12 protein-coding genes are annotated in these 12,007 nt (G+C 36.6%); 5 read left to right on the plus strand and 7 right to left on the minus strand.

Translation table 11 applies throughout. The features are described 5' to 3' along the window. Positions 1–6: 6 nt before the first annotated feature. The 4 genes from B2145_RS17070 (at position 7) to B2145_RS17085 (ending at position 3,180) form a co-directional block, all read left to right on the plus strand. Positions 7–375, plus strand: coding sequence for a DUF167 domain-containing protein (locus B2145_RS17070; protein ID WP_291105018.1), 369 nt, complete (start codon positions 7–9; stop codon positions 373–375). Positions 376–526: 151 nt separating this feature from the next. After that, positions 527–1,102, plus strand: coding sequence for a SprT-like domain-containing protein (locus B2145_RS17075; RefSeq protein WP_414654573.1), 576 nt, complete (start codon positions 527–529; stop codon positions 1,100–1,102). Positions 1,103–1,144: 42 nt separating this feature from the next. Next, on the plus strand, positions 1,145–2,206 hold the full coding sequence (locus tag B2145_RS17080; protein WP_291105025.1) for a mannose-1-phosphate guanylyltransferase: 1,062 nt from the start codon (positions 1,145–1,147) through the stop codon (positions 2,204–2,206). Positions 2,207–2,253: 47 nt separating this feature from the next. Further along, positions 2,254–3,180 carry an EamA family transporter gene (locus B2145_RS17085; protein ID WP_291105028.1) on the plus strand — a complete coding sequence of 309 codons (927 nt, stop codon included), beginning with the start codon at positions 2,254–2,256 and terminating at the stop codon, positions 3,178–3,180. A 1-nt stretch (position 3,181) separates the two neighbouring features. Here the strand turns inward: B2145_RS17085 and B2145_RS17090 are convergent, their stop codons facing one another. The 7 genes from B2145_RS17090 to gcvP form a co-directional block, all read right to left on the minus strand. Next, a complete protein-coding gene (locus B2145_RS17090) occupies positions 3,182–3,943 on the minus strand; it encodes an ABC transporter ATP-binding protein (protein WP_291105031.1) in 762 nt (253 codons plus the stop codon). Then, on the minus strand, positions 3,940–4,689 hold the full coding sequence (locus B2145_RS17095; protein ID WP_291105034.1) for an MlaE family ABC transporter permease: 750 nt from the start codon (positions 4,687–4,689) through the stop codon (positions 3,940–3,942). Before B2145_RS17095 ends, B2145_RS17090 begins: the two co-directional genes overlap by 4 nt. Before the next feature lie 90 nt (positions 4,690–4,779). Next, positions 4,780–5,631, minus strand: coding sequence for a glycosyltransferase family 2 protein (locus tag B2145_RS17100; RefSeq protein WP_291105037.1), 852 nt, complete (start codon positions 5,629–5,631; stop codon positions 4,780–4,782). A gap of 31 nt (positions 5,632–5,662) precedes the next feature. After that, positions 5,663–6,184, minus strand: a complete 522-nt coding sequence (locus B2145_RS17105; protein WP_291105040.1) for a methyltransferase domain-containing protein — start codon at positions 6,182–6,184, stop codon at positions 5,663–5,665. A 240-nt stretch (positions 6,185–6,424) separates the two neighbouring features. Further along, a complete protein-coding gene (locus tag B2145_RS17110) occupies positions 6,425–7,483 on the minus strand; it encodes a 3-oxoacyl-ACP synthase III family protein (RefSeq protein ID WP_291105042.1) in 1,059 nt (352 codons plus the stop codon). A gap of 141 nt (positions 7,484–7,624) precedes the next feature. Next, on the minus strand, positions 7,625–7,987 hold the full coding sequence (locus B2145_RS17115) for a group III truncated hemoglobin (protein ID WP_291105045.1): 363 nt from the start codon (positions 7,985–7,987) through the stop codon (positions 7,625–7,627). Positions 7,988–8,050: 63 nt separating this feature from the next. Next, a complete protein-coding gene (gene gcvP / locus B2145_RS17120) occupies positions 8,051–10,900 on the minus strand; it encodes an aminomethyl-transferring glycine dehydrogenase (protein WP_291105049.1) in 2,850 nt (949 codons plus the stop codon). Positions 10,901–11,036: 136 nt separating this feature from the next. On the opposite strand from gcvP, the gene B2145_RS17125 reads away from it, so the two are divergent. Then, entirely contained in the window at positions 11,037–11,849 is an 813-nt protein-coding gene (locus B2145_RS17125; protein WP_291105052.1) for a hypothetical protein, read from the plus strand. The last annotated feature ends 158 nt before the right edge of the window (positions 11,850–12,007 follow it).

Raw genomic sequence — 12,007 nt, forward strand, 5'->3', positions numbered from 1 at the left:
AAAACAATGGCAAGAAAAAAGAAGACACAAGAAATCATACTGGAAACTACACAAGAGCCTGAAATAAACCCGAAGAAAATGAATTCATTTTATGCTTGGGATGGAGGTATATTAGTGCTTAATATCCTTGGCACTCCAAGCGCTAAACGAGATGCTATTGGTAAAGTTAAGGGAAATCAACTTAAAGTTAGTGTTACAGAGTCACCTCGCGCAGGAAAGGCAACCGACCACATGGTGCGTTTTTTGGCTAAAGAATTTCAAGTTTCCAATAAGGATATTGAAGTAGTATTTGGAAGATTCAATGTAAATAAACAATTACGGATTAAAAATATAATCAATTTGCCGTCAGAAATTTCCCGAGAAATAGAAAGATGAAAAATTGGTTTATCAAGAGAATAATGGCATAGCTTTTAGCTCATAATATATAGTAGTTTTAAGTTAAAAATAGTTTAAAAAAGTTTCATAAATAACATAAAAACACGCATAATTTATAACTCCTAACTTGAAAGATATTCTCCTAAAATATATGCCAGACCACGCAGTGGAACCCGTTTTTGAGTTGATCAAAATCAATCATGTGCATTTAAAAATTGTAAATGAACGATTAACTCGCCATGGGGATTATAGAAGACATCCTGATGGATTTCATCAAATTACTGTAAATTCAAGTTTGAATAAATATAAGTTTTTGATTACGCTGGTTCACGAAATTTCACATTTGGTGGCTTTTGAGAAATTCGGACGCAACATCAAGCCACACGGAAGCGAGTGGAAACATTCATTTCAACGATTGATGATTCCATTTATTCGTCCTGAGATTTTTCCCAATCATTTGTTGCCGTTATTGGCACGACATTTCAGAAATCCTTCCGCAAGTAGCGATACTGACGCCACTTTATCTTTGGCATTGAAACAATTTGACATACAAAACGATAAAAACCATATCTTTGAAATCCCTTACGGAAGTGTTTTCAGGATTCATAACGGAAAGATTTTTAAGAAAATAGCCTTAAGAACCAAACGTTTCGAGTGTTTGGAAATAAGTTCGGGAAAAACCTATCTTTTCAATCCAAATGCCGAGGTAGAATTATTGCCAAGTTGATGTAAATCTAAAAAAACAACGGTCAAATCGAACCGCAAACATATGAAAACAAATAAAAATTATTACGCAATTCTGATGGCTGGCGGAGTTGGTTCACGGTTTTGGCCAGTAAGCACTACCGATTTTCCGAAACAGTTCCATGATATGCTTGGTGCGGGCGAAACCCTTATCCAGAAAACTTTCAGTCGATTATCTAAAATAATTCCTGTCGAGAATATCTTAATTTTGACTAACGAGAAATACAATTCGATTGTTTTAGAGCAATTGCCAATGGTGAAACAAGAACAAGTTTTATTGGAGCCCGCTATGCGAAATACCGCACCTTGTATTTTATATGCCTCGCTAAAAATACAAAAGCAAAATCCCGATGCAGTTATGGTTGTGGCGCCTAGCGATCATTGGATTGAAGATGAAAATGCTTTTACAGAAAATTTGCAAAAATGTTTTGATTTTTGTTCCAAAGAAAATGCGTTGATGACTCTCGGGATTCAACCCACTTTTCCCACTACTGGTTTTGGTTATATCGAATATGACAAAACGGATTCTAATCCAATAAAAAAGGTTTCCCAATTTCGTGAAAAACCTGATTATGAAACGGCAAAATCGTTTGTTAAAAGTGGAAACTTCTTATGGAATGGCGGAATTTTTATTTGGAGCGTGAAGGCAATAACCGAAGCTTTTGAGCAATTTCAGCCACAAATGAATGCGTTATTTCAAAAAGGATTAGAAAGTTATAACACGTCTTCCGAAAAATCGTTTATTGAAGAAAATTACGGATTGGCCGAAAACATTTCCATTGATTACGCACTGATGGAGAATGCCAAAAACGTTTATGTTCTTCCAGCTACTTTTGATTGGAATGATCTTGGTACATGGGGTTCTTTGCATGAAAAACTACCAAAAGATGACTACAACAATGCCGTGGTAAATGCAACAGTTTTATTGCAAAATGCTTCGAGTAATATCATAAGTACATCAAAAGATAAATTGGTGATTATTGATGGTCTTGAAGATTATATTATTGTTGATAAAGACAATGTTTTACTGATTTACCCTAAAAGTAAAGAACAGGAAATAAAAGGAATAGTCTCTCAGTTAAAATAGTTTTAGAAACAAACCAAATTTAAAAACCAATTCAACGATAAAATTCAGTGCCAAAAAAAGAAAACCAACTCCTCATTTATTTAGCTTTTGCAGCGATTTATATTATTTGGGGAAGCACGTATTACTTCATTTTTTTAGGTTTAGAAACCATTCCTCCTTTTATGTTGATGGGCTTGCGATTCGTAATATCGGGTTTATTGTTGCTTGTTTTGCTCAAAAAACAAGGAGATTTGCAATTGCCAAGAAAAAGAGACGTCTTAAAAAACACACTATACGGAACGCTTATGCTAGTTGGAGGAACAGGTTCAATAATGTGGGCAGAACAGTATGTTCCCACTGGAATTGTATCGATTGTGTTTTGTGTTTTGCCGTTTTGGTTTCTGGTTTTGGATTATCCAAAATGGAAAGAAAATTTTTCCAATATCAGTTCGATTTTGGGGTTAATCATTGGTTTTGCTGGCATTTTTATACTTTTCGAAGGAAATAATAATTCTATTGTTTCCGAGCATTTTGTTTTGGGAATCAGCACTGTTACCGTTGGTGGAATATTGTGGGCTTTAGGTTCCTTGTTTTCAAGATACCATCCAACAACCTTGCCCACTTTGATGAATGTTGCCTTGCAATTTATTTCCGCGGGGATTGTTTGCTTGGGAATTTCCTATTTTGCAGGCGAAACAAAGGATTTTAATATAGGTAATGTGTCGCTAATCTCTTGGTTAAGTACGGCTTATCTAGCTTTTTTCGGAATTTTGGCTTTTGGGGCTTATGTGTGGTTGATTACCAAACGCTCGTTGATACAAGTAGGAACTTATGTGTATGTAAACCCGGTGATTGCAATTTTCTTGGGTTGGATGTTTGCCAAAGAAACTGTAAATATAAAACAACTATTTACCTTATTTATAATTCTATTCGGGGTGGTTTTAATAAATTGGAGAGGTTATCAATCAAAAATAATAGGACATAAAAAAATATAGACTAGCCTCTCAAGTAGGCCTCCCTAACTTTTTTGAATAAATTTGAAGAATAGACAAAGTCTACAATGGCTTGATTGTCGGTTCTGAAAATTTCTTCTTTAGTGCCTTCCCATTCTTTAAAGCCATTTTTTAAAAAGAAAATTTTATCCCCGATTTCCATTACCGAGTTCATGTCATGGGTGTTTATTACGGTGGTGATATTATATTCTTCGGTTATTTCTTCGATAAGATTATCAATTAATGTGGCCGTGTTTGGATCTAAACCAGAATTGGGTTCATCGCAAAATAAATATTTTGGTTTATTTACTATGGCGCGAGCTATGGCAACCCGTTTTTGCATTCCACCAGAAATCTCCGATGGTAATTTATTATGTGCATCAACAAGGTTGACCCTTTTTAGAACAAAATCAACACGTTTCTGAATTTTAGCGTTGCCTTCATTGGTGAACATTTTCAGCGGGAAACCCACATTTTCTGCTACTGTCATGGAATCAAACAAGGCGCTTCCTTGGAAAACCATACCAATTTCGGTACGTAATTCTCGTTTTTCACTCTGACCAAGTTCGGAATAAATTCTACCGTCAAATGAAATGGTTCCCACATCCAGCGTGTGAATTCCCAGTAAACATTTGAGCAATACGGTCTTGCCAGAACCACTTTGCCCAATTACTAAATTTGTCTTTCCAGTTTCAAAAATTGCCGAAACACCTTTAAGAACTTTGCTGTCGCCAAATGATTTTTCTGCATTTTTTATTTCTATCATGAGCCAAGTAACAATTGAGTTAGTATATAATTGAAAAGTATTATGGTAACTGATGTCCAAACGAATGCCATCGTACTTGCTTTTCCCACTTCGAGTGCGCCTCCTTTCATATAATAGCCATGAAAAGACGGGATTGTTGCCAACAACATGGCAAAAATTATCGTTTTAATAAAAGCATAAGTAATATGGAAAGGGTTGAAATCGAATTGGGCTCCTTCAATAAAATCGGCACTTGATGTAAAACCGCCGTAAACTGCTGCCATCCAGCCGCCAAGAATTCCCAGAAACATACTTATTCCAATAACAAAAGGATAAAGTAACAAGGCAATAATTTTTGGAAAAACAAGATAATTCAAGGAGTTTACTCCCATAACTTCAAGGGCGTCAATTTGCTCTGTAACGCGCATTGTTCCTATACTTGACGTAATAAAAGAACCCATTTTCCCTGCCATAATTACGGAAATAAATGTTGGGGCAAACTCTAATATCACGGATTGTCGCGTGGCAAAACCAATAAGGTATTTTGGAATTAATGGATTGGTTAAATTTAACGCTGTCTGTATTGCAACAACGCCTCCAACAAAAAAGGAAATGAAAGCCACAATTCCGAGCGATCCAATAATGATATCGTCAATTTCTTTGAAGATAAGACTTCTCATCACGCACCATTTGGTCTGTTTGCTGAAAATTTCTTTCAGCATCAAGAAGTATTTTCCTGTCTGTGATAAATAACGAATGAGCATCATAGTTTTACATGTAAATATGGGCTAAATTAAGAATAAGTTTGCAGTTTACTGTTTACAGTTTGCAGTTTTTTTAAAACTCGAATAAACAAATTAACGAATTAACTTCTCTCTCATTTTTTTCCAGCGATAATTTCTGATGAATTTAGCTTGATCTTTAGTGACCAATAAAGGGGTTTTTGCCGATTTGGCTTTCAAAAAACCCTGAACATAATCCAAAAAAAGAAAAGGTTTCTTTTTCATCATTGCCAGTTTTGCCGAAGCAATTGCAGTAATAAAAAATCCGTAACCCAAGGTGTAAAACGCTTCGCCCTGTTTGTAACGGGCTGTTTTGTTATAGTTGGCGCCAGTTGGTTTCAGGTGTTTTACTTTCAAGCTCTCATCAGTAACCACTTTCCAACCATAAAATTTACATAATAATTCATCAACAGTATCCCAACCCATTGCCGGTTTCAAGTTTCCTATTTGTTCGAAACATTTCTTTCTATAGGCTTTAAATGCACCTCGTATATGATCTTTATCGGTTAGGTTTTCTAAAATCCAGCCACCGTTCTTTTCGATATAGGCAAATCCGCCGGCCATTCCCACTGTTGCCTCTTTTTCGAAAATGGATGAAATACGTTCAAAATAATTGTTGGGTAAAATTAAATCGGCGTCCAGTTTTACGATAATGTCATAGTCATTATCCAGGGTTTCGAAACCCTTGTAAAAGGCTTGAATGACCTTGCTTCCCGGCATATGTATCGCTTCGGAAGTTTTGTTTACCAAAGTGATGAACGGATTTTCTTTGGCAAAAGACAAAACAATTTCAGCGGTTTTATCGGAAGAATTGTCATTGACCACCACCACTTTTTTTGGCAAAAGAGTTTGAGAAATCAAGGATTGCAATGTTAAGGCAATGAAATCCTCTTCGTTGTGGGCCGGAATGACAATGTAAAATTTCATAAGTGGTAAACTGTAAAACTGAGACTGCAAACTATTTTTTTTCGGCGTAAACAATATAGTATCTTGGAGTGATAAGTCTTAAAAAAGGTCGGAAACCAATTTTCTTGACAGGATGGGTAAATTTTTCCCTGTCGATAATTTTCCAACCCGTTTTTTCCAGAAGCCAGTCCAATTGCCAATCTTCAAATTCGTGGTAATGCCTGTCCCACATATCGGTTTTGCTGCGATAAGCCGGTGAAAACCACAATCGCAAAGGAATGGAAATAAGAAGTTTGTCGGATTTTATTTCTTTTAAAATGCTGTACGGATTGAGTAAATGCTCGAAGATTTCGAAAGCCGTGACAACATCTTGCTTGTCTGACAAAAACACGGCTTGATTGTTGTCTAAATCTTCGCCAGTGGTGTTTTTTACTTGAAAACCTTCGGCTTTCATGATCTTGGAAAACGGATTTTCAACTCCTAAATCTAGAATAGTTTCGGTTGTAGAAACGTGTTTTTTTAGAAATTCTAAAGTATGGTTGAATCTTTTATTCGGAAAGGTTTTCTCGTACATTTTTTTTGGTTTTGCCACGAAGGCTCAAAGACACAAATTTATAAATAAGATGTTTTTTATTGTATGGTTTTTAGCCCTGGTTACTTCACTTTATTTCTACTTTCATCGGAGTTCAGTGAACTTCGTTTGCAGTGGAAATCCTTTTCTTTTTTTCTTTAAAAAAGAAAATATTGCAACGTCCCGATAGCTATCGGGAAGCTGGAAGTTGCTCCAGATTGCCACGTTCCTCGCAAAGACTAATTAATATCTATAAACAAAGGCGTTGACATTCATTCCTGCGCCGACGGATGCAAAAATAATAACGTCTCCTTTATGTAGTTCTTGATTTTCGATTTTTCCGCGAATCAATAAGTCTAAAAGCGTTGGAACCGTCGCCACGCTGCTGTTTCCAAGTTCATGTATGCTCATTGGCATAATGTCTTTTGGCACTGATTTGTCGTATAATTTGTAAAAACGGTGGATTATGGCTTCGTCCATCTTCTCGTTAGCTTGATGAATCAGGATTTTTTTAACGTCGTCGATTCCCAACCCGCTTTTGTCCAGACAGCTTTTCATTGCCGCTGGAACTTGGCTCAATGCAAATTCATAAATTTTGCGTCCGTACATTTTTATGTAGCGAACATCTTCGTCTAAATCTGGATTGTAGGATCTTCCAAAAAACAAGTAATTGGCCTCTTCGTAGGCAAAAGTGGCGTTTTCGTAGGATAGCATTCCAGTTTCATCGTCAGAAGCTTCTATTATGGAGGCTCCAGCTCCGTCAGAATAAATCATGGAATCTCTATCGTGTGGATCTACGACTCTCGAAAGGGTTTCGGAACCAATTACCAAGCATCGTTTTGCCATTCCGGATTTGATGAAGGCATTGGCTTGAAGCACGCCTTCTATCCAACCTGGACAACCAAAAAGAATGTCGTAAGCGACACATTTTGGGTTTTTTATTTGCAGTTTATGTTTGACACGGGTGGCCAAACTTGGAATCATATCGGATTGATTTGTTCCATATTTCACATCGCCAAAATTGTGTGCAAAAATGATGTAGTCAATAGTTTCAGGGTCGATTCCTGCATTTTTTATAGCTTTTTCTGAAGCTATAAAAGCCAAATCTGACGAACACTGATCAGGAGATGCATAGCGTCTTTTTTCGATTCCCGTGATGCTTTTAAATTTACTTATTACAACTTCGTTTGGGTAACCAAAAGGGCTACCGTCTTCGTTTAAAAATATGTGTTTGTCAAAATCAGTGTTGGCAATTTTTATTTCAGGAATATAACTTCCTATTCCGGTTATTTTTATTTTCATTGGAAAAAATATAAAAAAATTTAAGCAAATTTATAGATAAAAAATGATATTTTTAAATAAAAAACGCTTTGTATATTACAATTGTAAAATAGTCTGTTTTTAGTCAAAACAGTGATGTTTTATTAAAATTTTATTAAAAAGCTACAATTTTATCTTCATTACCGTGGCAATTGACAATGCTCTTGTTTTCATGTTTTCTGCGATTTGTCCAGCAAAATTTTCGTTTATTGTTGTATTAAAGTAGTTGAGCCAAATGGCAAAATGTTCTTCCGAAAGTTTTATCTTTTGATTTAAATCTATATGAATCTGAAGGACATTTTTTCTGTAGCTTCCTGTGTCAAAAAGTATTTGTTCCCAGAAATCGACCAATTCAAGTAAATGTGGGCCTAAATCTATTTTTGCCACTTTGTTAAAAATGAAACTTATTTTGCTGTCTGCAAGTAATTTTAAATAAAACTCACTCATTAATAAATGCAAATCTTCTCGTGTTTGTATGTCTTTCATGGCTTTATTTTAAAAACCCTTTGAGAGTTTCAAATTCTCAAAGGGTTGATAGTTATAAATATTCTAGTCTTCCATATAAGCCTCAATCGGTGCACAACTGCAAACCAAGTTCCGGTCGCCATAAGCATCATTTGCCCTTCGAACCGATGGCCAGAATTTGTTTTCGGCAATGTATTCCAATGGAAAAGCGGCTTGCTCTCTGGTATAAGGAAAATCCCAAACATCGGCAGTTAGCATAGCTAAAGTATGTGGCGAATTTTTCAAGACATTATTTTTCTCTTCCACAGTTGATGCGTCAATCTCCTTTCTGATGGAAATCAATGCGTCACAAAAACGGTCTAATTCTTCCAGGTTTTCGCTTTCCGTTGGTTCAACCATCATAGTGTCATGAACCGGAAACGAAATGGTTGGTGCGTGGAAACCGTAATCCATTAATCGTTTCGAAATGTCGGTTACGTCAATTCCGTTTTTCTTGAAAGGATGACAGTCCAAAATCATTTCATGGGCAGCACGACCCATTTCTCCAGAATATAAAGTATGAAAATGGCCTTTTAATTTTTCTTTGATATAATTGGCATTCAGGATGGCGTGTTTCGTAGAATCAGTCAAGCCTTCGGCTCCCAACATAGAAATGTAGCCATAAGAAATCAAACAAACCAATGCCGAACCCCAAGGTGCCGCAGAAATTGCCGTGATGGCATTTTCTCCGCCTGTTGCAACAATTGGGTTTGTCGGTAAAAACGGAACCAATTGTTTAGCTACGCAAATTGGCCCAACACCAGGTCCGCCACCGCCGTGAGGAATGGCGAAAGTTTTATGCAAATTCAAGTGACAAACATCAGCTCCAATTGTAGCTGGATTGGTTAATCCCACTTGGGCATTCATATTGGCGCCGTCCATATAAACCTGTCCGCCGTTATCGTGAATGATTTGTGTAATTTCTTTGATGGCACTTTCAAAAACACCGTGGGTTGAAGGGTAAGTGACCATCAAACAGGATAAATTGGCTGCGTGAAGAATTGCTTTTTCTCGCAAATCTTCCACGTCGATATTTCCGTTTTCCAATGTTTTGGTAACGATAACTTTCATTCCTGCCATTGCGGCTGATGCCGGATTTGTTCCGTGTGCCGATGAAGGAATAAGTGCGATATTTCTATGATTATCGCCACGAGATTGGTGGTAAGCGCGAATAACCATCAATCCGGCATATTCTCCCTGCGCACCAGAATTCGGCTGCAAAGTGGTACCTGAAAATCCAGTGATTATGCTCAGTTGATTTTCAAGTTTACGCAACATTTCTTGGTATCCTTGCGCTTGATCTAATGGCGCAAATGGGTGAATGTTATTCCAGTTGGCATTGCTCAAAGGCAACATTTCGGAAGCGGCATTCAACTTCATCGTGCAAGAACCCAATGAAATCATAGAGTGAGTCAAGGATAAATCTTTGCGTTCGAGCATTTTGATGTAGCGCATCAAAGCAGTTTCCGAATGGTATTTGTTGAAAACTTCGTGTTGCAAAAAGGTTGAAGTTCTTTCAAGCTTCGAAGGGAAATGGTTGGTTTCCGATAATTTTTCAATCGTTGTTGCCTGCGTATCATTTGCGGAAGCGAAAATCGAAATAATTTTATTTATATCGGATATGCTTGTGGTTTCATTTAATGAAATTGAAACGGTATTTTCGTCGATATAATAGAAATTGATTTCGTTTTGTTCGGCGATCGCGCGTACTTTTTTGGCATCGGCTTTCACGACAATGGTGTCAAAGAAGGCAGTATTGGTTTGCTGCAATCCCAGTTTTTCTAATTCATTTGCCAAAGTTGTGGTCAATGAATGTAGTTTATTAGCAATATATCGCAAGCCTTTTGGGCCGTGATAAACAGCGTACATTCCTGCCATAACCGACAACAAAACCTGTGCTGTACAAATATTCGAAGTCGCTTTGTCCCGTTTAATATGTTGCTCACGAGTTTGCAAAGCCAAACGTAGCGCACGATTGCCATCAGTGTCAACAGTAACACCGATGATTCTTCCCGGCATACTTCTTTTGTACTCGTCTTTTGTGGCAAAATAGGCAGCGTGCGGACCACCATAACCTAACGGAATTCCGAAACGTTGTGTGGTTCCAACCACAACAGCTGCGCCCATTTCGCCAGGAGGTGTTAGTTTTGTCAAACTTAAAATATCGGCAGCAACGGCTACTTTTATTTCATTATTTTTTGCTTTAGCAATAAAATCGGCATAATCATAAACTTGGCCATATTTTCCGGGATATTGAAGGATTGCTCCATAAAAATCAGTTGAAAAGTCAAAAGTCGTGTGGTTTCCAATTACTAATTCCACTCCAATTGGAGCTGAACGTGTTTGTAGAACCGATAAGGTTTGTGGTAAAATTTCTTCGGAAACGAAAAATTTATTGATGTTGTTTTTCTTTTGATCACGAGTTCTAATATCAAACAATAAAGCCATAGCTTCTGCGGCTGCGGTTCCTTCGTCGAGTAAAGAGGCATTGGCAATTTCCATTCCAGTCAGTTCGATAACCATGGTTTGGAAATTCAGAATCGCTTCTAAACGACCTTGGGAAATTTCAGCTTGATAAGGCGTATAAGCGGTGTACCAACCCGGATTTTCAAAAATATTCCTTTGGATAACTGCAGGAACAATGGCTTGATTGTATCCCAAACCAATGTAGGATTGGAACATTTTATTTTTATTCCCCAGTTGTTGAATATGGTTCGAATACTCATATTCAGTCATGGCCGGGTCTAAATCTAGCGGTGTTTTTAAGCGAATATCATTTGGAATAGTTTCGGAAATCAATTGATCCAGTGTTGCTGCACCAATTGTTTTCAACATTATTTGAAGGTCATTTTCTCTTGGCCCAATGTGTCTTAAAGCAAAAGCATCTGTTTTCATATAGAGATAAAAGTGTTGTTTTTTTGAAGCGCAAATTTATGTATTAAATTCAAAATAAAGGAGGTTCAGGCTATTGATTTTTAGGAATTTTTCAACTAAAATACGTTCTTGTTAACAGTTTGATTATTTTTGCACTATGAAGATTTTAAAGAGAATAATAGATTTTTATATCCAAAGCAGTATCCACGTGGCTTTATCGGTATATGCATTGGTGCGAATGACGGATCACATGTTCCATGTTCCGGTGGATAAACCGATGGCTTATTTTGCTTTTTTTGGAACTATTGTGGGTTACAATTTTGTAAAATATGATAGCCTAGTCCGGGCTAAAAAATTACAATTACGAAGAAGTTTAAGAGCAATCATTTTTTTTAGCGTTTTTTCGTTTTTTGCTGTTGGGTTTTACTTTTTTCAATTGCAACGAATAACGCAAATTATCTCTGTCGCGTTTTTAGCATTAACCTTATTATACACGCTTCCTTTTTTTCCAAACAGAAAAAATGCTCGAAATTGGGCTGGCGTAAAAATTTATATTGTGGCTTTATGTTGGGTTGGAGTGACTCTGGTATTGCCAATTTTGGATGCCGAAATTTCTATCACTTCTGATTTTTATTTAAAATGTGTCCAACGGTTTGTCCTTGTTTTTGTATTGATACTCATCTTTGAAATCATTGATTTGGCGAATGATGATCCCCATTTGAAAACGGTTCCACAACAAATAGGAGTGAAGCGGACTAAAATTCTTGGACTTTTGCTTCTAATCCCGTTTTATTTTTTAGAATTCCTGAAAACTGATTTTGATCAAAAACAATTGATTGTTAACCTGATATTAGTAATTGTACTTTCGTTGTTTCTGCTTTTTGTCAATGAAAAACGTTCCAAATATTATACCTCTTTTTGGGTAGAAAGTGTTCCAATATTTTGGTGGCTGTTGCTTTTGGCAGTTTAAAAAAATACTTCTATTGACAATAACATTCACCGAATTTAAACTAAAATTGGCAATAGAATATATTAACCAAATTGGCTTAGTTGCCCAAATCATTTCTAGAAAACCAAAGTACTTATTTTTTGTTGTGAAATATTATAATTAGGGTCTGCTGAGAAACG

Source organism: Flavobacterium sp. UBA5153 (assembly GCA_002413745.1).
In the GTDB taxonomy this organism is placed as follows: domain Bacteria; phylum Bacteroidota; class Bacteroidia; order Flavobacteriales; family Flavobacteriaceae; genus Flavobacterium.

Coding starts and splice junctions, on each gene's coding strand:
- B2145_RS17070 (WP_291105018.1), top strand. CDS start 7: ATGGCAAGAAAAAAGAAGACACAAGAAATCATACTGGAAACTACACAA.
- B2145_RS17075 (WP_414654573.1), top strand. CDS start 527: ATGCCAGACCACGCAGTGGAACCCGTTTTTGAGTTGATCAAAATCAAT.
- B2145_RS17080 (WP_291105025.1), top strand. CDS start 1,145: ATGAAAACAAATAAAAATTATTACGCAATTCTGATGGCTGGCGGAGTT.
- B2145_RS17090 (WP_291105031.1), bottom strand. CDS start 3,943: ATGATAGAAATAAAAAATGCAGAAAAATCATTTGGCGACAGCAAAGTT.
- B2145_RS17095 (WP_291105034.1), bottom strand. CDS start 4,689: ATGATGCTCATTCGTTATTTATCACAGACAGGAAAATACTTCTTGATG.
- B2145_RS17100 (WP_291105037.1), bottom strand. CDS start 5,631: ATGAAATTTTACATTGTCATTCCGGCCCACAACGAAGAGGATTTCATT.
- B2145_RS17105 (WP_291105040.1), bottom strand. CDS start 6,184: ATGTACGAGAAAACCTTTCCGAATAAAAGATTCAACCATACTTTAGAA.
- B2145_RS17110 (WP_291105042.1), bottom strand. CDS start 7,483: ATGAAAATAAAAATAACCGGAATAGGAAGTTATATTCCTGAAATAAAA.
- B2145_RS17115 (WP_291105045.1), bottom strand. CDS start 7,987: ATGAAAGACATACAAACACGAGAAGATTTGCATTTATTAATGAGTGAG.
- gcvP (WP_291105049.1), bottom strand. CDS start 10,900: ATGAAAACAGATGCTTTTGCTTTAAGACACATTGGGCCAAGAGAAAAT.
- B2145_RS17125 (WP_291105052.1), top strand. CDS start 11,037: ATGAAGATTTTAAAGAGAATAATAGATTTTTATATCCAAAGCAGTATC.